This window comes from Acidovorax sp. ACV02 (genome assembly GCF_014851475.1).
In the GTDB taxonomy this organism is placed as follows: Bacteria; Pseudomonadota; Gammaproteobacteria; order Burkholderiales; family Burkholderiaceae_C; genus Acidovorax; species Acidovorax delafieldii.
On record NZ_JACUZU010000004.1, the window covers coordinates 438,365 to 460,405 of the forward strand.

At 67.3% G+C, this 22,041-nt stretch carries 18 protein-coding genes; 12 read left to right on the plus strand and 6 right to left on the minus strand.

Features of this window, described 5'->3' with window-relative positions; all coding sequences use genetic code 11:
- Window positions 1-3: 3 nt before the first annotated feature.
- Window positions 4-2,325 carry a bifunctional diguanylate cyclase/phosphodiesterase gene (locus tag IB236_RS12555; protein ID WP_165836537.1) on the minus strand — a complete coding sequence of 774 codons (2,322 nt, stop codon included), beginning with the start codon at window positions 2,323-2,325 and terminating at the stop codon, window positions 4-6.
- Window positions 2,326-2,397: 72 nt separating this feature from the next.
- Between IB236_RS12555 and purU the strand changes: the two genes are divergently transcribed.
- The 5 genes from purU to IB236_RS12580 all read left to right on the plus strand — a co-directional run bounded on the left by purU (window position 2,398) and on the right by IB236_RS12580 (window position 7,007).
- Window positions 2,398-3,246, plus strand: a complete 849-nt coding sequence (gene purU / locus IB236_RS12560) for a formyltetrahydrofolate deformylase (protein WP_056059864.1) — start codon at window positions 2,398-2,400, stop codon at window positions 3,244-3,246.
- Between the two features lie 12 nt (window positions 3,247-3,258).
- Window positions 3,259-4,164, plus strand: coding sequence for a LysR substrate-binding domain-containing protein (locus IB236_RS12565; protein ID WP_056059867.1), 906 nt, complete (start codon window positions 3,259-3,261; stop codon window positions 4,162-4,164).
- A gap of 269 nt (window positions 4,165-4,433) precedes the next feature.
- Window positions 4,434-5,933, plus strand: coding sequence for an FAD-linked oxidase C-terminal domain-containing protein (locus IB236_RS12570; RefSeq protein ID WP_056059869.1), 1,500 nt, complete (start codon window positions 4,434-4,436; stop codon window positions 5,931-5,933).
- A gap of 5 nt (window positions 5,934-5,938) precedes the next feature.
- Complete coding sequence (locus tag IB236_RS12575) at window positions 5,939-6,298, plus strand: CidA/LrgA family protein (protein ID WP_056059873.1); 360 nt, start codon at window positions 5,939-5,941, stop codon at window positions 6,296-6,298.
- Window positions 6,282-7,007 carry an LrgB family protein gene (locus IB236_RS12580; protein ID WP_056059876.1) on the plus strand — a complete coding sequence of 242 codons (726 nt, stop codon included), beginning with the start codon at window positions 6,282-6,284 and terminating at the stop codon, window positions 7,005-7,007. The genes IB236_RS12575 and IB236_RS12580 overlap by 17 nt, the downstream gene beginning before the upstream one ends.
- 55 nt (window positions 7,008-7,062) lie before the next feature.
- On the opposite strand, the gene IB236_RS12585 is transcribed toward IB236_RS12580, so the two are convergent.
- Window positions 7,063-8,358, minus strand: coding sequence for a DUF445 domain-containing protein (locus IB236_RS12585; RefSeq protein ID WP_056059879.1), 1,296 nt, complete (start codon window positions 8,356-8,358; stop codon window positions 7,063-7,065).
- A 33-nt stretch (window positions 8,359-8,391) separates the two neighbouring features.
- On the minus strand, window positions 8,392-9,531 hold the full coding sequence (locus IB236_RS12590) for an aminotransferase class V-fold PLP-dependent enzyme (protein WP_056059884.1): 1,140 nt from the start codon (window positions 9,529-9,531) through the stop codon (window positions 8,392-8,394).
- 90 nt (window positions 9,532-9,621) lie between these two features.
- Here IB236_RS12590 and IB236_RS12595 point away from each other — a divergent pair, with 90 nt between their 5' ends.
- Window positions 9,622-10,428, plus strand: coding sequence for an AraC family transcriptional regulator (locus IB236_RS12595; protein ID WP_056059887.1), 807 nt, complete (start codon window positions 9,622-9,624; stop codon window positions 10,426-10,428).
- Window positions 10,429-10,526: 98 nt separating this feature from the next.
- The gene (locus tag IB236_RS12600; RefSeq protein WP_192421022.1) at window positions 10,527-11,138 is read left to right on the plus strand and encodes a LysE family translocator; all 612 of its coding nucleotides are present in this window, start codon (window positions 10,527-10,529) and stop codon (window positions 11,136-11,138) included.
- Window positions 11,139-11,166: 28 nt separating this feature from the next.
- Here the strand turns inward: IB236_RS12600 and IB236_RS12605 are convergent, their stop codons facing one another.
- On the minus strand, window positions 11,167-14,439 hold the full coding sequence (locus IB236_RS12605; RefSeq protein ID WP_192421051.1) for a carboxyl transferase domain-containing protein: 3,273 nt from the start codon (window positions 14,437-14,439) through the stop codon (window positions 11,167-11,169).
- An 87-nt stretch (window positions 14,440-14,526) separates the two neighbouring features.
- Window positions 14,527-16,137 carry an AMP-binding protein gene (locus IB236_RS12610; protein ID WP_192421023.1) on the minus strand — a complete coding sequence of 537 codons (1,611 nt, stop codon included), beginning with the start codon at window positions 16,135-16,137 and terminating at the stop codon, window positions 14,527-14,529.
- Between the two features lie 155 nt (window positions 16,138-16,292).
- Between IB236_RS12610 and IB236_RS12615 the strand changes: the two genes are divergently transcribed.
- From IB236_RS12615 to ltaE, 3 genes are all read left to right on the plus strand, one after another.
- On the plus strand, window positions 16,293-16,943 hold the full coding sequence (locus tag IB236_RS12615) for a TetR/AcrR family transcriptional regulator (protein WP_192421024.1): 651 nt from the start codon (window positions 16,293-16,295) through the stop codon (window positions 16,941-16,943).
- Window positions 16,944-16,996: 53 nt separating this feature from the next.
- Complete coding sequence (locus tag IB236_RS12620) at window positions 16,997-18,244, plus strand: branched-chain amino acid ABC transporter substrate-binding protein (RefSeq protein WP_192421025.1); 1,248 nt, start codon at window positions 16,997-16,999, stop codon at window positions 18,242-18,244.
- Between the two features lie 194 nt (window positions 18,245-18,438).
- Entirely contained in the window at window positions 18,439-19,509 is a 1,071-nt protein-coding gene (gene ltaE, locus IB236_RS12625; protein WP_192421026.1) for a low-specificity L-threonine aldolase, read from the plus strand.
- 6 nt (window positions 19,510-19,515) lie between these two features.
- Here the strand turns inward: ltaE and IB236_RS12630 are convergent, their stop codons facing one another.
- Window positions 19,516-20,235: a YggS family pyridoxal phosphate-dependent enzyme gene (locus tag IB236_RS12630; RefSeq protein WP_192421027.1), complete on the minus strand. Its 720-nt coding sequence runs from the start codon at window positions 20,233-20,235 to the stop codon at window positions 19,516-19,518.
- Window positions 20,236-20,272: 37 nt separating this feature from the next.
- On the opposite strand from IB236_RS12630, the gene IB236_RS12635 reads away from it, so the two are divergent.
- Complete coding sequence (locus IB236_RS12635) at window positions 20,273-21,316, plus strand: type IV pilus twitching motility protein PilT (protein WP_015012257.1); 1,044 nt, start codon at window positions 20,273-20,275, stop codon at window positions 21,314-21,316.
- A 67-nt stretch (window positions 21,317-21,383) separates the two neighbouring features.
- Window positions 21,384-22,019: a Crp/Fnr family transcriptional regulator gene (locus IB236_RS12640; RefSeq protein WP_015012256.1), complete on the plus strand. Its 636-nt coding sequence runs from the start codon at window positions 21,384-21,386 to the stop codon at window positions 22,017-22,019.
- Window positions 22,020-22,041 lie beyond the last annotated feature (22 nt).

Genomic DNA, 22,041 nt, shown 5'->3' on the forward strand with positions numbered 1-22,041 from the left:
CTTTTAGCCCTGCGCGGCGGCAGCAGTCTCCGCCTGCGCGCGCAGCAGCGCCACAAAATCGTCGGCAGGCACAGGGCGGCTGCACAGGTAGCCCTGGTAGGCGTCGCAGCCCCGTTCGCGCAGGAAGGCCAGCTGGCCCTCGGTCTCCACCCCCTCGGCCAGCACCGACAGGCCCATGCTGTGCCCCATGGCGATGATGGCGGCGCTGATGGCCATGTCGTCCTCGCTTTGCGGAATATCGCGGATGAATCCCTGGTCGATCTTGAGTACGTCGATGGGAAACCGCTTGAGCTGCGCCAGCGACGAATAGCCGGTGCCGAAGTCATCCACCGCGATGCGCACCCCCAGCTCGCGCAGTCGCACCAGCACCTGGCGGGCCTCTTCGGTACGTTCGGCCAGGGCGCTTTCGGTGATCTCCAGCTCCAGCAGTGCCGCGGGGAACCCGCTGGCCTGCAGCGCGGCCGCCGTGCAACCGGCCAAGTCGGTCAGGTGGAACTGGCGCGGCGACACATTCAGCGCCAGGGTCAGCGGGGGCAGCCCGGCGTCACGCCATTGCTGGCCCTGACGGCAGACCTCGCGCACCACCCATTCCCCCAGCGGACCGATGACGCCCGAGGTCTCGGCCACGGGAATGAAGCGCGCGGGGGAGATCAGCCCCTCTTGCGGGTCGTTCCAGCGCACCAGGGCTTCGGCGCCCTGGATGCGACCGGTGGCAATGTCGATCTGGGGCTGGTAGTACATCTGCAGATGGCCCTGGGCCAGCGCCAGGCGCAGGCGCGACTCCAGCTCCAGCCGCTCGCGGGCCGCCTGGGTCATGGCCTCGTGGAAGAAGCACCACGCCCCCCGGCCGCGCGCCTTGGCGCCATAGACCGCCGCGTGGGCGCCCTGCAGCAGCAGTTCGGTGGTGCCAGCGTGCTCAGGGAACATGCAGATGCCCACACTGACGCCCGCCACCACCTCGAGCCCGTCGGGCGAACGCCAGGGCTCGGCCACGGCGCGGATCAGGTGGCGCGCCACGGCGGCGGCACCATCGGCATGGCGCAGGTTGCGCGCCACCACGGCCAGCTCGTCGCCCGCCATGCGCCCCAGCACGTCTCCGGGCCGCAGGGCGGACTGCACCTGCCGCGCAATGTGCTTGAGCACCTCGTCGCCCGTGGCATGGCCGTAGCTGTCGTTCACGTCCTTGAAGCGGTCCAGGTTGAGCAGCAGCACGGCGATGTGCTCGCCACTGCCCTGCGCCTCCTGCACCGCCAGCTCCAGCTGGTGCCCGAACCAGGTGCGGTTGGACAAGCCCGTGAGCGGGTCGTTGTGCGCCAGGTATTCCAGTTGCCGCTGCTGGGCCTTTTCTTCGGAGATGTCGGTGAACATGCACACGTAGTGCGTGATCTCGCCCGCCGGGTCGCGCACGGCCGACAGGGACATGTGCTCCGGGAAGATCTCGCCGTTCTTTCGGCGGTTCCAGATCTCGCCCTGCCAGTACCCGGTTTCGGTCAGCGCCGACCACATCGCCTCATAAAAAGCCTTGTCGTGGCGGCCCGACTTGAAGACGCGCGGGGTCTTGCCCAGCAGCTCCTCCTCGGTATAGCCCAGCAGCCGGGTGAACGCCGCGTTGACCGACAGGATGCGGCTGTGGGCGTCGGTTACCACCACGCCCTCCATGGTGTTGTCCACCACCGTGGCCGCCAGGCGCTGGCGGGCCTCGCTGCGCTGCAGCGCAGCACGCGCGGCCTTGATCTCGTCGAGGTCCTGCACCACACACACCAGGTGCGCGGGCTCATCGCCCACTTCGGGCGCCAGTGTCACGGTGCACAGCACGGGCGCCCGGCGGCCGTTGTCCAGCCGCAGGCAGTGACGCTCGCCCACATAGTGGTCGATCTCGCCAGCCAGCAGGCGCTCCAGTTGCGACGCCGCCCAGTCAGGGTCCTGGGCGATCATCACATCGCGAAAATTGAGGCCCAGCGTCTGCGCGGGCGTGGCCCCCAGCAGGTCGCACAGGCGGGCGTTGGCCCACAGAAAGCTGCCGTCCAGCGCCACCCGCGCAAACCCGGCCGGCGCATGGCGCACGATCTGCGTCAGCTCCTGCGCCATGGCCATGCGCACCTTTTCGGCGCGGCGCATGCGCCGCAGCAGCCACCAGGCCAGGCCGCTGGTCAGCGCCACATAGCCCCAGCCCTTCCAGGTCTGAAAACGGGTCAGCAGGGCCGGGTCGGTCACCCAGTGAGCCAGCAACACATCGCCCGCAAACACCCAGGCCACCCCCAGCACCAGGTACAGCAGCATGCCCCGCCAGGGGACCAGTGATGAGGCATAGCCCTCGTTGCCCATTGCGCTTCTTGCGCTCCTTGTTGATTTCACGGTTTCACGGCCTTTGGCCCTTGCTGCGACAATTGCACAGCTATGACCAACGCCTACATCCTTACCCTGTCCTGCCCCGACCGCCTGGGGCTGGTGCACGCCGTCTCCGGCTTTTTGCTGGAGCATGGCGGCAACATCGAAGAAGCCGCGCAGTACAACGACCACGCCACGGGCCTGTTCTTCATGCGGGTGCAGTTTGCCTGCGACCAGCACGACCACCCCACCCTCAAAGCGCGCCTGACCAGCTTTGCCGAGCCCTACAACATGCACTGGAGCCTGCACGCCACGGCAGCCCCCATGAAAACCGTGCTCATGGTCAGCAAGGAAGGCCACTGCCTCAACGACCTGCTGTTCCGCTGGAAGAGTGGCCTGCTGCCCATCGACATCCGCGCCATCATCAGCAACCACCGCGACTTCTACCAGCTGGCGGCCAGCTACAACGTGCCGTTTCATCACATCCCGATGACGGGCAGCACCAAGGCCCAGGCCGAAGCCAAGCAGTTTGAGATTATCGAGGGCGAAGGGGCCGAGTTGGTGGTATTGGCCCGTTACATGCAGATACTTTCTCTTGACCTATGTCAAAAGTTGGCCGGTCGGGCCATCAACATCCACCACAGCTTCCTGCCCAGCTTCAAGGGCGCCAAGCCTTACTACCAGGCCCATGACCGGGGCGTGAAGCTGATCGGCGCCACGGCCCACTATGTGACGGCCGACCTGGACGAAGGCCCGATCATCGAGCAGGACGTGGCCCGCGCCGACCACACCGACACCGTGGAAGACCTCACGGCCCGCGGCCGCGACACCGAAAGCCAGGTGCTGGCCCGCGCCGTGAAGTGGCACAGCGAGCACCGCGTGATCCTGAACGGCCACAAGACAGTCATCTTCCGCTAGTCCAGCTTTCCCATGGCCACGGCAGCCCCGTCCTCCTTCCTCAGCAGCGCTGCACGGCGCATCCCGCCCATCCAGTGCCTGCTGACCTTCGAGGCGCTGGCCCGCCTGCGCAGCGTGACGCAGACGGCCGACGAGCTGTGCGTGACACCCAGCGCCGTGAGCCACCGCGTCAAGCAGCTGGAGCAGATCCTGGGGGTGCGGCTGTTTGGCCGGGCCGATTTTTCGCTCACCACCGAGGGCAGCGCCTACCTGGCCCATGTGCGCGAGGGGCTGGGCGCGCTGCAGCGGTTCCCCGGCCAGGCGGCCGCGCCCGGGCGGCGGCGGCTCAAGCTGGCCGTGACGCCCACGTTTGCGCGCACCATCCTCATCCCCCGCCTGCGCCAGTTCACCGAGGCCTATCCCGAGATCGACCTGGCGCTGCAGGTCTCCATCCCGCTGCTGGACGTGGTGGCCGAAGACGCCGACCTGATGGTGCGCTTTGGCCCCGGCCACTATGCCGACGTGGAGCATGTGGAGCTGGCGCGCGACGTGGTCACGCCCCTGGCCTCGCCCGCATTTGTGCGCGAGCACGGGCCCTTTGACCGCCCCGAGGACCTGGAGGGCGTGCCCCTGCTGCGCAGCCCGCTGGAGCCCTGGCGCACCTGGTTTGCTGCCACGGGTCTCGACTGGGCCGAGCCCAGCGAGGGCTCGCAGTTCAACGACATCGGCCTGATGTGTGATGGCGCCGCTGCCGGCATGGGCGTGGCGCTGGTACGCCTGAAGCTGGGCGCGCCCTGGCTGGAGAACGGCACACTGGTGCGCCTGTTTGACACCGACACCGCCAGCCCCCACGCGCACTACCTGTGCTGGCGCACGGGCACCATGGACCGGTGGGAATGCGCAGCGTTTGCCGAATGGCTGCGCAAAACCATGGCGTAGTAGAGGTATCCCCCTGAGTCGCCTTGGGCGCCTTCTCCTTTCTCTCCGCTGCGCCGGGAAGGGGGACGCAGCCCTAGCTGCGGGGCGGCCCTTGCTCGGCTGCCCTCGCCCGAGTCACGCTCGCCTCCATCAGGTTCAGGTAAATTTGCCTCCAGCGCTTGCCCAACAGGCACCAGCAGCTATCAATTGGTGAGCAATCCGGTGTTTTTCACAATCCCCTGAAGAAAAGCTCAAGCCCGGGCACCGAACCATCCCCTACAGTGACAGCCATGAACACTGCCGCCGACCCCACCGTAGCCCTGTCCGAACGCGCCGCGCGCCAGGCCGAGGTTGTCCAGGCCCTGGGCCGCGTGCTGCCCGCCCACGCACTGCTCTGGCACAACGAGGACACCACGCCCTACGAATGCGACGGCCTCACCGCCTACCGCCAGCGCCCGCTGGTGGTGTGCCTGCCGGAAACCTACGACGAGGTGCAGGCCGTGCTGCAGGTGTGCCACCGGCTGCAGGTGCCGGTGGTGGCGCGCGGTGCGGGCACGGGCCTGTCGGGCGGCGCCATGCCCCACGCCCTGGGCGTGACGATGTCGCTGGCCAAGTTCAACCGCATTCTCGACATCAACCCCGAAAGCCGCACGGCCGTGGTGCAGTGTGGCGTGCGCAACCTGGCGATCAGCGAGGCGGCAGCCCCCTACAACCTCTACTACGCGCCCGACCCCAGCAGCCAGATCGCCTGCACCATCGGCGGCAATGTGGCCGAGAACTCGGGCGGCGTGCACTGCCTCAAATACGGCCTCACCGTGCACAACGTGCTCAAGGTAAAGGGCTTCACGGTGGAAGGCGAGCCCGTCGAATTCGGCAGCGAGGCACTCGACGCCCCTGGCTACGACCTGCTGGCCGCCGTGATCGGCAGCGAGGGCATGCTGGCCGTGACCACCGAGGTCACCGTCAAGCTCATCCCCAAGCCCCAGCTGGCGCGCTGCATCATGGCCAGCTTTGACGACGTGCGCAAAGCGGGCGACGCGGTGGCCGCGGTCATCGCGGCCGGCATCATCCCGGCCGGCCTGGAGATGATGGACAAACCCATGACCGCTGCCGTGGAGGACTTTGTGCACGCGGGCTACGACCTGACTGCGGAAGCCATCCTGCTGTGCGAGAGCGACGGCACACCCGAAGAGGTAGAGGAAGAAATTGGCCGCATGAGCGACGTGCTGCGCGCTGCAGGCGCCACCGCCATCTCGGTCAGCAACGACGAAGCCGAGCGCCTGCGCTTCTGGAGCGGCCGCAAGAACGCCTTCCCCGCCAGCGGCCGCATCAGCCCCGACTACATGTGCATGGACTCGACCATCCCGCGCAAGCGCCTGGCGGACATCCTGCTCGCCATCCAGGAGATGGAGAAAAAATACCAGCTGCGCTGCGCCAACGTGTTCCACGCGGGCGACGGCAACCTGCATCCGCTGATCCTGTTCGATGCGAACGATGCCGACCAACTGCACCGCTGCGAGCTGTTTGGCGCCGACATCCTGGAGACCAGCGTCGCCATGGGCGGCACGGTGACGGGCGAGCATGGCGTGGGCGTGGAGAAGCTCAACAGCATGTGTGTGCAGTTCTCTGCAGCGGAAAACGCACAGATGTTCGGGCTCAAGCACGCGTTTGATCCGGCAGGGTTGCTGAACCCCGGCAAGGTAATCCCCACGCTGAACCGGTGCGCGGAGTACGGGAAGATGCTGGTGCGTGGGGGGCAGATCAAGCACCCCGACCTGCCGCGTTTCTGATCGCCATGAAGGCGCTGCAAGGGCTGGCCTTTCTTCTGCTCATGCAGTCGGGGGGCGAGGCGCTGTCTCACTTTTTGAAGCTCCCGGTCCCAGGGCCGGTGGTCGGCATGGTGCTGCTCTTGCTGGCCTTGCGTTGGCAGCCCGTTCGGGATGCCGTAGCCCCGGCGGCGGGCTTCTTGCTCCAGCACCTGTCGCTGCTGTTTGTGCCGGTGGGCGTGGGGGTCATGACCCACCTGGCGCTGCTGAGCACCTATGGCCTGCAGCTGGTGGCGGTGATTGTGCTGTCCACCTGGGTCGGTATGGCCGTGACGGCGCTGGTGCTGCGTCTTTTGCAGCCCAAGGAGACCCATGGCGAACTTCGTTGAGCTGTGGGTGTACCTGGCATCGGCCCCACTGTTCGGGCTGACCGCAACGCTGGCGGTGTATGTGCTGGCGCAGGCGCTGTCGGTGCGCTCGGGGCACGCGCCCTGGGCCAACCCGGTGATGCTGTCGGTGGCCATTCTGGCCACGGTCATGCTGGCCACCGGCACGGCCTATCCCACGTACTTTGCGGGCGCGCAGTTCATCCACTTCTTGCTGGGCCCTGCGGTGGTGGCGCTGGGCTGGCCCCTGTGGCAGCGCCGCGCGGCCTTGCGCTCGCGTTGGGGCCGGCTGGTGCTGGCCTCGCTGGCGGGTGGCAGCGCGGCGGCCGCCAGCGCTGTAGGCCTGGGCTGGGCACTGGGCCTGCCGGGTGATGTGCTGATGTCGCTGGCCCCCAAATCCGTCACCGCCCCGGTCGCCATGGGCATTGCCGCACAGATCGGCGGCGTGCCCGCCCTGGCCGCCGTGTTCGCGGCGCTGACGGGCATGGTGGGGGCGCTGTCTGCGCGCTGGTTGTTTGGCTTGATGCGCCTGCCCACCGACGCGCAAGGCATGGCACTGCGGGGCTTTGCGCTGGGCACGGCGTCACATGGCATCGGCGCGGCGCATGCGCTGCAGGTGCATGCCGAAGCGGGGGCGTATGCAGGGTTGGCGCTGGGGCTGCAGGTGGTGCTGGCTGCGGTGCTGATGCCGCTGGTGTTCCGGTTGTTGTGAGGGGTGCGGCAGGGGCATCACCTCTTGTCCCACGCTGCGCCGCGCTCAGCGGCCCTCACCCGCCCCACAAAGCCCGCCCCATCTCCCCCACATGCGACACAGCAAACAGCACCAGCCCGATGAGCCCGCCCACCACGGTGCCATTGATGCGGATGTACTGCAGATCCTTGCCAATGTTCAGCTCGATCAGCTGAGTCATCTCTTCCGTATCCCACCGCCGCACCGTGTCCTCGATGTGCTGCGCAATGAACGCCGACACATCCGGCGCCAGACCCTCCACCCAACGCTCCAGCCTGTCATTGAACGACTGCCGCAGCGCCGCGTCCCCCGCCAGCGACTCGCCCAGCCATAACCCCAGCTTGCCCACCTGCCGCGCCAGCACCGAGTTGGCATCGGCCAGGTCGCGTTGCAGAGCGCCGCGCAGATCCAACCACAAGGTCTGTACATAACCTGCCACCGTGGCGTCGGTCTGCAACCATGTGCGGATCTCCTCGCCCTTGCGCTCCCATTCCGGGTCGCTGCGCAGGCGCTCGATAAAGCGCTGCACCGCCACATCAAACTGCGCACGCAATGCGTGCTGCGGGTTGGCGGCCACATCGGTCATCAGGCTCTCCAGCGCGCGGGCCAGCAGGGCCGAACCCTTGTCGCCCAGCCAGTCGCTGGGCAGCAATTTCTCGGTGCGCGGGTGGTCCTTCTTCAGCCAGACCACGATGGACTGCGCGACCCAGGTGCGGGTTTGCTCGTTCTGCAGCAGTTCGATGAGCTTGGCCAGCACGTCGTCCAGCAGCGCCTGGTGACGGCCGTTGTGCGTGAGGGTGTCGAGCACCGCCGCCAGGGCGCGCGACATATCCACCTGCCCGATCAAGGCACGCGCGGCCTTGTGGATGAAGCGCTCCACCTGCGCGTCCTGCACCGTCTCCAGCGCGGCCGATGCCAGGCGCGTGGCCTGGTGTCCCAGCAGCGCGGCGTTGCCTGGCGCCGTGAGCCACTGCGCCAGACGCTCGGCCGGGTCGTGCCGGCGGATCAGCGACACGAGCGAAGGCACGTCCAGGAACTTGTCGCGTACAAAGGTGGCCAGGTTGCGGCCGATGCGCGCCTGGTTGCGCGCGATGACTGCGGTGTGCGGAATCGGCAGGCCCAGCGGGCGCCGGAACAGCGCCACCACCGCAAACCAGTCCGCCAGCGCACCCACCATGGCGGCCTCGGCCATGGCCTTCACACCGTTGAGCCACAGTCCGCGTTCGACCACGCTGGTGGCGATGAACACCGCCGTCACCAGCAGCAACAGTCCCAGCGCCTGCCGTTTGGCACGCCGCAGGGCTACGGTTGCGCTGTCAGTCTCTGGCTTCATCCGGGCCAGCCCGCCGACCTCGACCCCAATGCGTCAGGCAGTCGCCGCAATCTGGTCCAGCGCCTTCGACAGGTGGCCCACCGTGCGGTCCACGTTGTGCCACTTCTCCAGGCCAAACAGGCCAATGCGGAAGGTCTTGAAGTCCGGCCCCTCATCGCACTGCAGCGGCACACCCGCAGCCGTCTGCAGGCCCACTTCCATGAACTTCTTGCCGTTCTGGATGCCGGAGTCGGTGGTGTAGCTCACCACCACGCCGGGCGCCTTGAAGCCGTCTGCCGCCACGCTGGGGAAGCCGCGCGATTCGAGCAGCGCGCGCACCTTGGCGCCCAATTCGATCTGCTCGTCACGCACCTTGGCAAATCCATATTCACGCGTCTCGCCCATCACCTCGCGCAGGCGCACCAGCGCATCCGTGGGCATGGTGGTGTGGTACGCGTGCTGGCCCTTTTCGTAGCCCTCGGCAATCTGCATCCACTTCTTGAGGTCGCACGAGAAGCTGCTGCTCGTGGTGCCCTCGATGGCTTCGCGCGCACGCTCGGACAGCATCACCATGGCGCAGCAAGGCGATCCGCTCCAGCCCTTTTGCGGTGCGCTGATGAGCACATCCACGCCCGTGGCCTGCATGTCCACCCACATCGCGCCCGACGCCACGCAGTCCAGCACAAACAGCGCGCCCACCTCATGCGCAGCTGCCGTCAGCGTGCGGATGTAGTCGTCCGAAAGGATGATGCCGCTGGCCGTTTCCACATGGGGCGCAAACACCACCTTGGGCTTTTCTGCCCGGATGGTGGCGGCGACTTCTTCAGCGGGGCATGGTGCCCAGGGCGCCTGCGGGCCACTGCCCTGCTGGCGCGCCTTGCACACCACGGAACCACCGCCCAGGCCCTTGTCGGCATCAAAGATCTGCGTCCAGCGGTAGCTGAACCAACCGTTGCGCACGATGAGCACCTTTTCCTTGTTGGCAAACTGGCGCGCCACGGCCTCCATGCCGAAGGTGCCGCTGCCGGGCACCAGCACGGCGGTGTGGGCGTGGTAGACCTCTTTGAGCGTGCCCAGGATGTCCTGCACCACGCCGGTGAAGCGCTTGGACATGTGGTTGAGCGCGCGGTCGGTGTAGACCACCGAAAATTCGAGCAAACCATCGGGGTCGATATCGGGCAAAAGGCCAGGCATAGAGGAGTCTCCGCGTGTGAAACTGAGGGAGGAAAAAGGGACGATCAGGTCAGCTTATCATGGCCCCGCGCCACCCCAAGGCCGCGCGCCATGCAGCAAAAACCCTTCCGATTCCTGCCCACCGCACTGCCCGGCATCGAAGCGATGCAGGCCGACTCCCGCCTCGTCTTCGGCAGGCACATGCACTTGCAGTTCGGCCTCGGCGTGATCGAGCGGGGTGCGCAGAAATCGGCCAGCGGCCGGGGGATTGTGGAATCGGGCCCAGGCGACACCATCACGGTCAACCCCGGCGAAGTCCACGATGGCATGCCGCTGGACGAGCGTGGACGCGCCTGGCGCATGCTCTACCTGGAGCCCGCCCTGGTGGCGCCATTGGCGGCAGAGGTGCATCCGGGCCCGCACGGCTCCGCCTTCGAATTCCATGCTCCGACCATGCGCGATGCGCGGCTGGCGGACCAGGTACTGGCGCTGTTCGACGCGGCCACCCACCGCCCCAACCACTCGGCCGCAGCGCTGCATGTGGAGGAATGCCTGTTGCGGGTGCTGAGCGGCCTGCTGCGGCCGAAGGGCCACCAACAATCCGCCGCGTCCATCGCCAGGGCTCGCACCATGATGGACGACGATCCCACCGCGGCCTGGAGCCTCGCGCAACTGGCCGATGCGGCAAGTTTGAGCCGCTACCAGCTCGTGCGCCAATTTGCCCAGGCCACGGGCCTGACGCCGCACGCCTACCTGCTGCAGCGCCGACTGCAGCTTGCGCGCCATCTGATGGGTGCGGGTACGCCCCTGGCCGATATCGCCGCAGCCAGTGGCTTTGCCGACCAAAGCCACCTGACGCGCCTCTTCACGCGCAGCTTTGGCATCACACCGGGCGCCTACGTCCGCGCACGCGGCTGACAGCCCGGACCCTGCAATTTCGTTCAAGACCGTTGTGCGGGGGTTGGCGGATGCTGCGGGCATCGCCACTTCACGCCGCCGCCGCGCGGCCTCTCGCCATGGGCATCGAATTTCTCATCACCTCTCTCATCGTGGTCGTCTCGCCGGGGCCAGGAACCCTGCTGACCGTGGCGGCCGGACTCTCGGGCGGCGCGCGGGCCGCCGCCGTGACGGCGCTGGGCTGCACGCTCGGCATCGTGCCGCACCTGCTGGCGGCGATCACCGGGCTGGCCGCACTTCTCAACGCCAGCGCCACGGCATTCGAAGTCCTGCGCTACGCGGGGGTCGCCTACCTGGTCTACATGGGCTGGGCCACGTGGCGCTCGCCCGCCACACTGGAGGTGCGCGCCGACGCACCCGCACGCACAGCCGGTGGGCGTATCGCGGAAGCCATGCTGATCAACCTGCTCAACCCCAAGCTGTCGCTGTTCTTCCTCACCTTTCTGCCGCAGTTCATCGCACCGGGTGAATCGCAGCCCGCGTGGCGCATGGTCCAGCTCTCGCTGGTCTTCATGGCCATGACTTTTGTGGTGTTTTTGGGCTATGGCGTCTTTGCCGCCCGGTTTCGTGACCAGGTGCTGCAGCGCCCCGGCGTGCTGGTGTGGCTGCGCCGCGGCTTTGCGGCCGCGTTTGTCGGGCTCGGCGCAAAGCTCGCCCTGATGCACCGATAGGCACCACCGTGCCAGGTGCCGTGCTGCTTCACCAGGTATCGATGCAACGTGGACCCAGCGGAGCCACCTGCGCCGACGCCAGCCCCCGCGCCAGCCAGGCCCGCGTGTCCGCCGGGTCGATCACCGCGTCGATCTCCAGCGTGGCGGCCATGTGCATCGCCTCGCCGTTGGCGTAGGACTTGGCCAGCAGCTTGGCAAACAGCGCGTCGCGCTCGGCGCCCTCGGGCAGCGCCTCCAGCTCCTTGCGAAAGCCCAGGCGCACGGCGCCTTCGAGCCCCATGGCACCGAACTCGCCCGTGGGCCAGGCGACAGTGAACACGGGCGCATGGAAGCCCCCGGCCGTCATGCCCATGGCGCCCAGGCCGTAACCCTTGCGCAGCACCACGCTGAAGGTGGGTACGCGCAGGCTGGCTGCGGTGACGAACAGGCGGCTCACGTGGCGCACCTGGGCCGTGGCTTCGACCTCGGGGCCGACCATGAAGCCGGGCGTGTCCACCAGGCTCACGATGGGCAGACCATGCGCGTTGCACAGCTGCATGAAGCGCGCGCCTTTGTCGGCCGCATCGGCGTCGATGGCGCCGCCCAGGTGTTGCGGGTTGTTGGCCAGCAGGCCCACGGGGCGGCCTTCGATGCGCGCGAGTGCGGTGTGGATGCCCGCGCCAAAGCCGGTGCGCAGCAGCAGCAGGCTGCCGTCGTCCACCAGGCCCGCCATCGCCGTGCGGGTGTCGTACACGCGCAGGCGGTTTTCGGGCACCACGGCGCGCAGCAGGCGCTGGTCGGGTGCAGACCACTGCGATGTGCGGCCCTGGAAGAACGACAGGTAATGGCGCGCGGCCTGCACCGCCCCGGCCTCGTCATCGACCAGCACGTCGATCACGCCGTTGGCATGCTGCACGCGGCTCGGTCCGATCTGCTCTGGCTTGAAGATGCCCAGACCACCACCTTCGATCATGGCCGGGCCGCCCATGCCGATGTTGCTGGCGCGCGTGGCAATGATCACGTCGCTGCAGCCCAGCAGCGCCGCGTTGCCCGCAAAGCAGCGCCCGGCGGCGATGCCGATGACTGGCACCTGGCCCGACAGCGCCGCGTAGCTCGCAAACGTGTGCACATGCAGCCCCGCCACCACGGGCATGTCGGTGTCGCCCGGGCGCCCGCCGCCGCCCTCGGCGAACAACACCACCGGCAGCTTCTGCGCCAGCGCGATGCCGAGCATGCGGTCGGTCTTGGCGTGGTTGCGTGCGCCCTGGGTGCCCGCGAGCACGGTGGCGTCGTAAGACATGACCACGGTGCGGGACTTCTCGTCGCCAAACAGTGCGCCATTGATGCCGCCGATGCCTGTGACCATGCCGTCGGCGGGTGTGTTGGCAATCAGGTCCTCCTTGCTGCGGCGGCGCGCCTGCGCGGCGATGGCGAGGGCGCCATATTCGATGAAGCTGCCGTCGTCGCACAGGTCGGCAATATTCTCGCGCGCGGAGCGGCCACCTTGGGCGTGGCGTTTGGCCATGGCGTCGGGGCGCGCGGCGTCGAGCGTGAAGGCGTGGCGGTCGATCACGCGTTGCAGGTCGGCGCGGATGTGGTCGGGGTCGTGCGCAGCGCTGCCCTGCACTTCGACATCGGCCGCATCGTCCACCGCGTCCAGCACCAGCAGCGGCTGCCCCTGCGCGACGTAGGCACCGGCCACGGCCAGCAGCGCGCCGACGCGGCCCGCGTGTGGGGCCAGCAGCACATGCTCCATCTTCATGGCTTCGAGCACGGCCAGCTCGGCGCCTGCGGCGACCACGTCGCCCTCGGCCACGCTCAGCTGCACCAGGCGGGCGGGCATGGGGGCCAGCACTGCGCCGTCAGGGGTGTCAGAGGCGATATGCGGGTCTTTTTGCCCTGTAGCGCTAGTCGAATCTGCCTTGATAGCTATATTTTCAGTAGCAACCAAAAGATCCGGCAGCACCGACTCCAGCCAGCGCGTGTGCACCTGCTGGCTCTCCATTTCGGGCCATGTTGCCAGCGCCTGCAGCAGCGCGAGGTTGGTGGCCACACCGTCGATGCGGCACTCGGCCAGCGCGCGCTGCGAGCGGCGCAGCGCGTCCGCAAAGCGCGGGCCGCGCGTGTGCACGATGAGCTTGGCCAGCAGCGTGTCGTAGTGCGGCGACGGCGTTACGCCTGCTGCGCCGTGCGTGTCCACGCGCACGCCTGGGCCTGCGGGCAGGTCAAAGCGGCTGAGCATGCCGCTGCCGGGGGTGGCGTTGCCCTGTGCGTCCAGCGTCTCGGCGTTGATGCGCCACTGCACGGCAAAGCCCAACACGGCAGGCGGTGCGGCAGGGTCGAGGCCGATGTCCTGCAGCGTGCGGCCTGCGGCCAGCGCAATCTGCGCCTGCACCAGGTCCACGCCGGTGACCTCTTCGGTGATGGTGTGCTCCACCTGCAGGCGTGGGTTGCATTCGATGAAGACAAACGGCAGGTCGCTCGACGCCAAGTCCACCAGAAACTCGAAGGTGCCCAGGCCTTCGTACTGCACCGCCCGCGCCATGGACAGTGCGGCGGTGGTGATCCGCTCGCGCAGCACTGCGGGCAGCGAAGGGCTGGGCGCGATCTCCACCACCTTCTGAAAGCGCCGCTGCAGCGTGCACTCGCGCTCGCCCAGCGCGATCACCTCGCGCCCATCGCCCAGCACCTGCACCTCGATGTGGCGGGCGTTGCCCATCAGGCGCTCCACGTACACGCCGTCCACACCAAAGGCGGCCTGCGCCTCGCTGCGACAGCGCGCGTAGGCAGCGGGCAAGTCATCGGCCGACGCCACCGCGCGCATGCCGCGCCCGCCGCCGCCACCGATGGCCTTGATGACGATGCCGGCATGGGCGTGCTGCGCAAAGAAGGCCTGTGCCTCCAGCAGCGTCACCGCCGCCTGCGTGCCGGGCATGAGCGGCACGCCCTGCTGCTGCGCCAGCGCACGGGCCTGCGCCTTGTCGCCGAACAGCGCGAGCTGCGCAGGCGTGGGGCCGATGAAGCGCAACCCGGCCTCGGCGCAGGCGCGGGCGAAGTCGGCGCGCTCGCTCAAGAAGCCGTAGCCCGGATGCACGGCATCGCAGCCCTGCGCCTTCGCAATCGCGATGAGGCGCGCACCGTCCAGGTACGCCGCCGGGCCGGTGGCGCCCAGTGCCACGGCCGCACTGGCTGCGTGGACATGGGGGCTGGTGGCGTCATCGTCGGCATACACGGCCACACTGGTGATGCTCAGGTCGTGCAGGGCGCGCACGGTGCGCAGTGCGATTTCGCCCCGATTGGCAACCAGCACTTTGGTGAACAGAACAGAAGATGGCATGGGGCAGTCGCTCTATTTTTTATAGCTGCCAGCGCATATTCAACTAGCGCCAGCAGCCAATTTTTCACTCATTCAAGCAATATCACGCAGCAGGCGGCGCAGCACTTTGCCAGCGCCCGTGGCGGGCAGTGCGTCGATGAAACGCACCTCTCGCGGGGCTTTGTAGGGCGCCATGTTCTCGCGGCACCAGGCCACCAGGCCGGCGGCGTCCACCTCCTGGCCGGACTTCTTGACGATGAAGGCGCGCACCACCTCACCCTTTTCCGCATCGGGCACGCCAATCACGGCGGCCTGGGCCACGGCGGGGTGCTTGATGAGCAGGGTCTCGACCTCTTCGGGAAACACGCTGTAGCCCGACACCTTGATCATTTCCTTGAAACGGCCGATGAAGGTGACATAGCCGTCCGCATCGATCTTGCCCATGTCGCCGGTGTAGACCCAGCCATCCCGCAGCGTCTTGGCCGTGGCCTCGGGCTTGTTCCAGTAGCCCTTGAAGTTGCCGGGGCCGTGGATGGTGATCTCGCCCACCTCGCCGGTGGGCAGCGGCGCGCCAGTGTCGGGGTCGACGATGCGGATGGTGTTGCCCGGCACGGGCTTGCCCTGAGTGCCCCAGCGGATGGCGTCCACCGGCATGGCGGTGTCCACGGTGTGCGTTTCGGACAGCCCGTAGGCCGCCTCGTGGGAGATGCAGTTCGGCGCGAACTGCTGCCACTGCAGGGCCAGCGCCTCGGTGAAGGTGATGCCGAAGCTGGTGACTGGGTTGCGGCGCAGCGCGCTCCAGTCCATCTCGCGTGCGCCGGGCACCTGCATAAGCGCGCCATTCATGGGCGCGATGCTGTACCACCAGGTCACGCGGTGGCGCTCCAGCGCCTGGGCCACACCCAGCGGGTCAAAACGGTACAGCAGCACGGCCGTGGCGCCGGTGTAGACCGGCAGGTTCACGCCCATCACCATGCCGGCAATGTGGTACAGCGGCGCCACCGCCAGCAGCGTTTCGTGCGGTGTCATGCCATTGCAGTCCGCCGATGCAGCGGTCTTGAACGTGGCGTTGCCATAGCTCAGCATCGCGCCCTTCGGCAACCCGGTGGTGCCCGAGGTGTAGGTCATGAGCGAGATGTCATCCATCGACCAGGCCACGGGCGCAGGCCGCGCACCGGTGCGGGTGGCGGCCAGGAAGTCTTCGCAGCCCGCAGGCACCGGGCCCATGGCGGCGCGCATGGCCAGCAGCTCGGCGGGCACGTCGATGCTGGGCGCGCCCTCTGGCAGCAGCTCGGCATAGCGCACCACAAACACCTGCTGCAGCGCGGTCCTGGCGCGCACTTTGTCCACCACGGGCAGCAGCACATCGGCCGCGACGATCACGCGCGCCTGCAGGTCGGTGAGCTGGTATTCCAGCTCATGCTCCTTGTTCAGCGGCCCGCAAGGGCAGACGATGGCGCCGATCTTCTGGATGCCGTAGTGCGCCATCACGTACTGCGGGCAGTTGTTCATGAACAGCGCCACGGGCTCGCCCTTGGCCACACCCAGCGCCTGCAGGCGCGCGGCAAATGCATCACTGGCCGCATCAAGCTGCGCCCACGTTAGGGGCTGGCCGTACCAGAGGTAGGCGATGTGGTCGGGCGTTTCGCGCGCGTGGTGGCGCAGGTGTTCGTGCAGCGGCAGCTGCGGTGCGGCAGAAGGCATGGCGTTGTCTCCGAGGTGTCTGGAATCGCTGGTTCTTGGCGGCCACTCAGGGTTTTCTCTGAGCACCCTCACCCGCCAGCGTCTTGCCAATATATACCGCTCGGTAGAACAATGCTACCCATGGGTATAACTCCAACGTCGCGCAAAGGACACCGATGAACCAGCAGCCCCCCGTGCAGGCCAGCGGCCGCCAGAAGGCCGCCACGGCCGGGTCGGACGAGAAGCGCGAACGCATCTTGCGCGCGGCCGAGGCGCTGTTCGATGCGCAGGGCTACGCCAACACCACCATTGAGCAGATCGTGCAGCAGCTGGGCGTGACCAAGCCCTTTGTGTACTACTACTTTCGCAACAAGCAGGAGATCTTCGAGACGCTGTCGTGGGCGCCTGCCGTGGCGTGTTTCACTGCGATGGACTTTGCGGCGGACGATGACCGGCCTGCCCATGTGAAGGTGACGGAAGGCATCGAGCGGCTGATCCGCGCCACGCTGGAGCACCACCCCTCGGCCTTCTTCCCGTACCGCGAGCCGCAGGTGTACCGGCCCGAGTACCTGGCGGCGCAAAAGGATTTGGCGAACCACTTCTACGACCGGCTGTGTGCACTGCTCGAACAGGGCCGCCAGGACGGCATGTTCGAGTTCAACGACACCAAAATCACCGCCCTGGCCGCCTGCAGCCTGCCCGGCTTTCTCTACAACTGGTACCGCCCTGACGGCCGCCTGTCGCAAGACGAGGTGGCGCAGGAGCTGGCGCAGCTGGCCTGGCGTGTGCTGGGGCTGCGGCGAATCCGCAAGCGCAACTCAGCCTGACGCGCACCGCAGCCCCCCTACACCAAGCACAACAACCACCGGAGACAAAACCCATGAAAACCGTGTTCCTCACCCCCCTGGCCGCTGCGGCGGCCCTGCTGATCGGTACAGCCGCCAGCGCGCAGGAGACCTTCAAGGTCGCCTACATCGATCCGCTGTCGGGCCCGTTCGCCAATGTGGGCGAGCTGATGCTCACCCACACGCAGTACGCCATCGAGGACATCAACGCCAAGGGCGGCGTGCTCAAGGGCACCAAGCTGCAGCTGCTGCAGTTCGACAGCAAGCTCTCGGCGCAAGAGAGCCAGAGCGCGCTGCAGGCCGCCATTGACCAGGGAGCCAAGGCCATCGTGACGGGCGGCTCGGGCTCCTCCGTGGTCACGGCGCTGGTGCAGGCGGCAGCGCGCCACAACCAGCGCAACCCGGGCAAGGAGATCCTGGTGCTGAACCACTCCTCTATCGACCCCGAGCTGACGGGCAAGGCGTGCAACTTCTGGCACTTCCAGTTCGAGGCCAACACGGCCATGAAGATGAAGGCGATTGCCAACTACATCAAGAAGCAGCCGGACATCAAAAAGGTGTACCTGCTGAACCAGGACTACGCGCACGGCAAGCAGTGGGCGCACTATGGCCGCGAGATGGTGGGCCTGGCGCGGCCCGACATCCAGTTTGTGGGCGAGGCGCTGCACCCCATCGGCCGCGTGAAGGACTTTGCGCCCTACCTCGCCAAGGTCAAGAGCACGGAGGCCGACTCGGTCATCACCGGTAACTGGGGGCAGGACATGACGCTGCTGCTCAAGGCGGCGGGCGATGCGGGCTACAACCTACGCTACTTCAACCACAGCGCGGGCTCCATCCCCGGCACGGTGCTGGCGGTGTCGCAGGCCAAGCAGGGCCAGCTGACCTGGGTGGCCGAATGGCACCCCGGCCAGGCCGACACCCCCAAGGTGGATGCGCTGGCCAAGACCTACAAGACCAAGACGGGCAAGGACTTTCTCGCGCCGCGCATCGAGATGACGCCGCGCTTCCTCGCCGCAGCCATCAACAAGGCCCAGTCCACCGACCCGGTGAAGGTAGCCCGTGCGCTGGAAGACCTGACGCTCGAATCGGTGGTGGGCCCCGTGCGCATGCGCGGCGAAGACCACCAGCTGCTGCTGCCCCAGGTGGTCAACACCATCGCGCCGGTGGACGGCAAGACCGTGAAGGTGGGCTGGGAAGGCACGAACTATGGCTTTCGCACCGATGCCGCCTACACCGGCAATGAGCTGGCGCAAGGCACGGATTGCAAGATGAACAGACCGTAGCCCCCCTGAGTCGCCTTCGGCGCCTTCCCCCTCAGGGGGACGACGCCCTCGCTGCGGGGCGGCCCTTGCTCGGCGTCCCTGACCTAGGCAGCGCCCATTTCGCCGGCCGAGGGCATTGCAGCCGCAGGGGATGCCAACGCGACTAATATGGCCGGCCATTGCATTCATTGACCCGACCCACAAGGACCGCGCCCATGCCCGACTTTCGCAGCGACACCGTCACCCAGCCCACGCCCGCCATGCGCGAGGCCATGTTCAAGGCCCCGCTGGGCGACGATGTGTTTGCCGACGACCCCTCGGTGAACGCACTGCAGGACCATGCCGCCGAGCTGCTGGGTTTTGAGGCCGCCCTGTTCGCCCCCTCGGGCACGCAAACCAACCTGATCGCGCTGTGGGGCCACTGCCAGCGCGGCGACGAGGCCATCGTGGGCCAGAGCTGGCACACCTACCGCTGGGAGGCGGGCGGCATGGCCGTGCTGGGCTCCATCCAGCCCCAGCCGGTCGAAACCCAGCCTGACGGCACGCTGCGCGTGGCCGACATCGCGGCAGCCATCAAACCGGACGACCCGCACTTCGCGCGCACCCGCCTCGTGGTGCTGGAGAACACGACCGGCGGCCAGGTGCTGCCGCCCGCCTACATCGCCGAGGTGGCGCAACTGGCGCGCAGCCGGGGGCTGGCCATGCACCTGGACGGCGCACGCATGTTCAACGCCGCCACGGCCAATGCCGCGCGCAACGGCACCGATGTGTATGCGGAAGCGCGCGCGCTGTGCAGCCACTTTGATTCCGCATCGCTGTGCCTGAGCAAGGGCCTGGGCGCACCCGTGGGCTCGCTGGTGCTGGGCTCGCGCGACTTCATCCGGCAGGCGCGCCGCACCCGCAAGATCCTGGGCGGTGGCATGCGGCAGGCGGGTGTCCTGGCGGCTGCCGGCCACTACGCGCTGCAGCACCATGTGCGGCGCCTGGCGGAAGACCACGCCCGCCTGGACCGGCTGGCCCAAGGGCTGGCCGAAGCCAACCGCAGCCACCCCGTGCTGCAGGGCAAGCTCACCGTGCTGCCGTGGCAGACCAACATCCTCTTCACCGACCTGCACCCGGAGGTGGCCCCAGCCTTCACCGCCTGGCTGGCGCAGCACGGCGTGCGCGTGACCAGCAGCCTGTATGGCGGCGCCACCCGGCTGCGCTGGGTGACGCACTTGGATGTGAGTGAGGCGGATGTGACAGCGGCGCTGGACTGCGTGGCGCGCTTCACGCTGCCGGGCTGAGCCCGCTCAGGCGGCGGGGTAGGTCCGGCCACCAAACACGCCGGTGCCCACGCGCACCAGCGTGCTGCCTGCCTGAATGGCGGCCTCCAGGTCGGCCGTCATGCCCAGGGACAGGGTGTCAAACTGCCCCAGGCCTGGCTCTCCCACTGCCGATATCTCGTCAAATAGCCTTCTGGCGCTAGTGTGGATTGCCAATTGCGCTTCAAACTCAGGAGCATGGTCCGGAATGCTCATGAGTCCTCGCACCACCAGTCGTGGCAGTTTTGCGACAGCGCGCACCAGATCCAGGGCCTCGGCCGGGGCCACGCCCGACTTGGTGGGCCCACCGTCGATGTTGACCTGGATACATACCTGCAGCGGCGGCAGGTGATCGGGCCGCTGGGCCGACAGGCGCTCGGCGATCTTGAGCCGATCCACCGTATGCACCCAGTCAAAGTGCTCGGCCACCAGGCGGGTCTTGTTGCTCTGGATAGGGCCAATGCAGTGCCACTGCAGCGCGACGCCGGGCAAGGCAGCCCGCACGGCGGCGATCTTGTCCACGCCCTCCTGGATGTAGTTCTCGCCAAAGGCGCGCTGGCCTGCGGCCACCGCCTCCAGCACTGCATCGGCGCCAAAGGTCTTGGAAACGGCCAGCAGGCCCACCTGGCCCGGGTCGCGCCCGGCAGCCCGGCACGCCTGGGCGATCCGGCCCATAACCTGTTGGAGGTTGTTAGCAATCGTGGTCATAATGTTTGGCAAGCGTACCAAACGATAGAGGGACTCCGTGGACATTACCCAATTGCTCGCGTTCAGCGTGAAGAACAAGGCCTCCGACCTGCACCTCTCCGCCGGTCTGCCGCCCATGATCCGGGTCCACGGCGACGTGCGGCGTATCAACGTCGATGCGCTGGACCACAAGACGGTGCATGCCATGGTGTACGACATCATGAGCGACGCGCAGCGCAAGACGTATGAAGAGTTCCTGGAGGTGGACTTTTCCTTCGAGATCGAAGGCCTGGCCCGCTTCCGCGTCAACGCCTTCAACCAGAACCGGGGCGCGGCCGCCGTGTTCCGGACGATTCCGAGCAAGATCCTGACGCTGGAGCAGCTCAACGCCCCCAAGATCTTCGGCGACCTGGCCTTGAAGCCACGGGGCCTGGTGCTGGTGACCGGCCCCACGGGCTCGGGCAAGTCCACCACGCTGGCCGCCATGGTCAACTACCTCAACGAATCCGAATACGGCCACATCCTCACGGTGGAAGACCCGATCGAATTCGTGCACGAGTCCAAGAAGTGCCTGATCAACCAGCGTGAAGTCGGCCCGATGACGCTGTCCTTCGCGGCGGCCCTGAAGTCCGCACTGCGCGAAGACCCGGACGCCATTCTGGTGGGCGAAATGCGCGACCTGGAAACCATCCGCCTGGCCATGACGGCTGCTGAAACGGGCCACTTGGTGTTCGGTACGCTGCACACCTCGAGCGCCGCCAAGACCATCGACCGGATCATCGACGTGTTCCCCGCCGAAGAAAAGGAAATGGTGCGCGCGATGTTGTCCGAATCGCTGCAGGCCGTGATCTCGCAAACGCTGTGCAAGACCAAGGACGGCTCCGGCCGCGTGGCTGCGCACGAGATCATGCTGGGCACCAGCGCCATCCGCAACCTGATCCGCGAGGCCAAGGTGGCGCAGATGTACTCCACCATCCAGACCAGCAACAGCGTGGGCATGCAGACGCTGGACCAGAACCTGACCGACCTCGTGCGCCGCAACATCATCAGTCCGGCCGAAGCACGCAGCAAGGCCAAGATCCCCGAGAACTTCCCCGGCTGAGCCCCCGACAGCACACCCCCATGAACGACTTTGCGGCCCCTGCAGGCGCCGCATACCGGAGCGCGATATGAAAGGCATTTTGAGCCTTCTGAAAATGAAAGCCCGCAGCGGCAAGCCATCGGACGACCACACGGATTCCGTGCTGTTTTCCACCGCGTTTGCGGGCCAGGGTGTGGACGACTCCATGCTGGTGCCCTGGGAGGCACGCGCCGTGGAAGTGGGCGCCAAGCGCCTGCCTACCAGCCGGGGCGGCAAACTGCTGCAAGGCCTGTGGGCCAAGGACAAGTACATGGCGCACCTGGACAAGGACGCCGTGGAGCGCATGGAGCGCTTTTTTGAATTTGCGGCCGTCCCGTCCAATCGCGACGTGATTCGCCAGGATGAGTACGGCAACTTCATGGTGGTGCTGCTCACCGGCACCATCGCCGTGGACCGCGTGCAGCCTTGGGGCGAACAATTGCGCCTGGCCGAGACACGCCCTGGGGACATCCTGGGCGAGATGTCGCTGCTGGACAGCGGCATCCGCTTTTCGGCCTGCACCACACTCACCGACTGCGAGATCGCCGTGCTCTCCGCCGAGGCCATGGACGACATGATGACCAAGGATCCGCAACTGGCCGCCAGCCTGATTGCCCTGCTGGCGCGCAAGCTGTCGCTGCGCCTGCGCGTGGTGAGCGCACGCCTGAGCGACAACCAGAAATGATGCACCTATCCACGACACAAGA

Coding starts and splice junctions, on each gene's coding strand:
- IB236_RS12620 (WP_192421025.1), top strand. CDS start 16,997: ATGAAAACCGTGTTCCTCACCCCCCTGGCCGCTGCGGCGGCCCTGCTG.
- IB236_RS12590 (WP_056059884.1), bottom strand. CDS start 9,531: ATGCCTGGCCTTTTGCCCGATATCGACCCCGATGGTTTGCTCGAATTT.
- IB236_RS12585 (WP_056059879.1), bottom strand. CDS start 8,358: ATGAAGCCAGAGACTGACAGCGCAACCGTAGCCCTGCGGCGTGCCAAA.
- IB236_RS12610 (WP_192421023.1), bottom strand. CDS start 16,137: ATGCCTTCTGCCGCACCGCAGCTGCCGCTGCACGAACACCTGCGCCAC.
- IB236_RS12555 (WP_165836537.1), bottom strand. CDS start 2,325: ATGGGCAACGAGGGCTATGCCTCATCACTGGTCCCCTGGCGGGGCATG.
- IB236_RS12575 (WP_056059873.1), top strand. CDS start 5,939: ATGAAGGCGCTGCAAGGGCTGGCCTTTCTTCTGCTCATGCAGTCGGGG.
- IB236_RS12630 (WP_192421027.1), bottom strand. CDS start 20,235: ATGACCACGATTGCTAACAACCTCCAACAGGTTATGGGCCGGATCGCC.
- IB236_RS12565 (WP_056059867.1), top strand. CDS start 3,259: ATGGCCACGGCAGCCCCGTCCTCCTTCCTCAGCAGCGCTGCACGGCGC.
- IB236_RS12580 (WP_056059876.1), top strand. CDS start 6,282: ATGGCGAACTTCGTTGAGCTGTGGGTGTACCTGGCATCGGCCCCACTG.
- IB236_RS12615 (WP_192421024.1), top strand. CDS start 16,293: ATGAACCAGCAGCCCCCCGTGCAGGCCAGCGGCCGCCAGAAGGCCGCC.
- IB236_RS12640 (WP_015012256.1), top strand. CDS start 21,384: ATGAAAGGCATTTTGAGCCTTCTGAAAATGAAAGCCCGCAGCGGCAAG.
- ltaE (WP_192421026.1), top strand. CDS start 18,439: ATGCCCGACTTTCGCAGCGACACCGTCACCCAGCCCACGCCCGCCATG.
- IB236_RS12570 (WP_056059869.1), top strand. CDS start 4,434: ATGAACACTGCCGCCGACCCCACCGTAGCCCTGTCCGAACGCGCCGCG.
- IB236_RS12595 (WP_056059887.1), top strand. CDS start 9,622: ATGCAGCAAAAACCCTTCCGATTCCTGCCCACCGCACTGCCCGGCATC.
- purU (WP_056059864.1), top strand. CDS start 2,398: ATGACCAACGCCTACATCCTTACCCTGTCCTGCCCCGACCGCCTGGGG.
- IB236_RS12600 (WP_192421022.1), top strand. CDS start 10,527: ATGGGCATCGAATTTCTCATCACCTCTCTCATCGTGGTCGTCTCGCCG.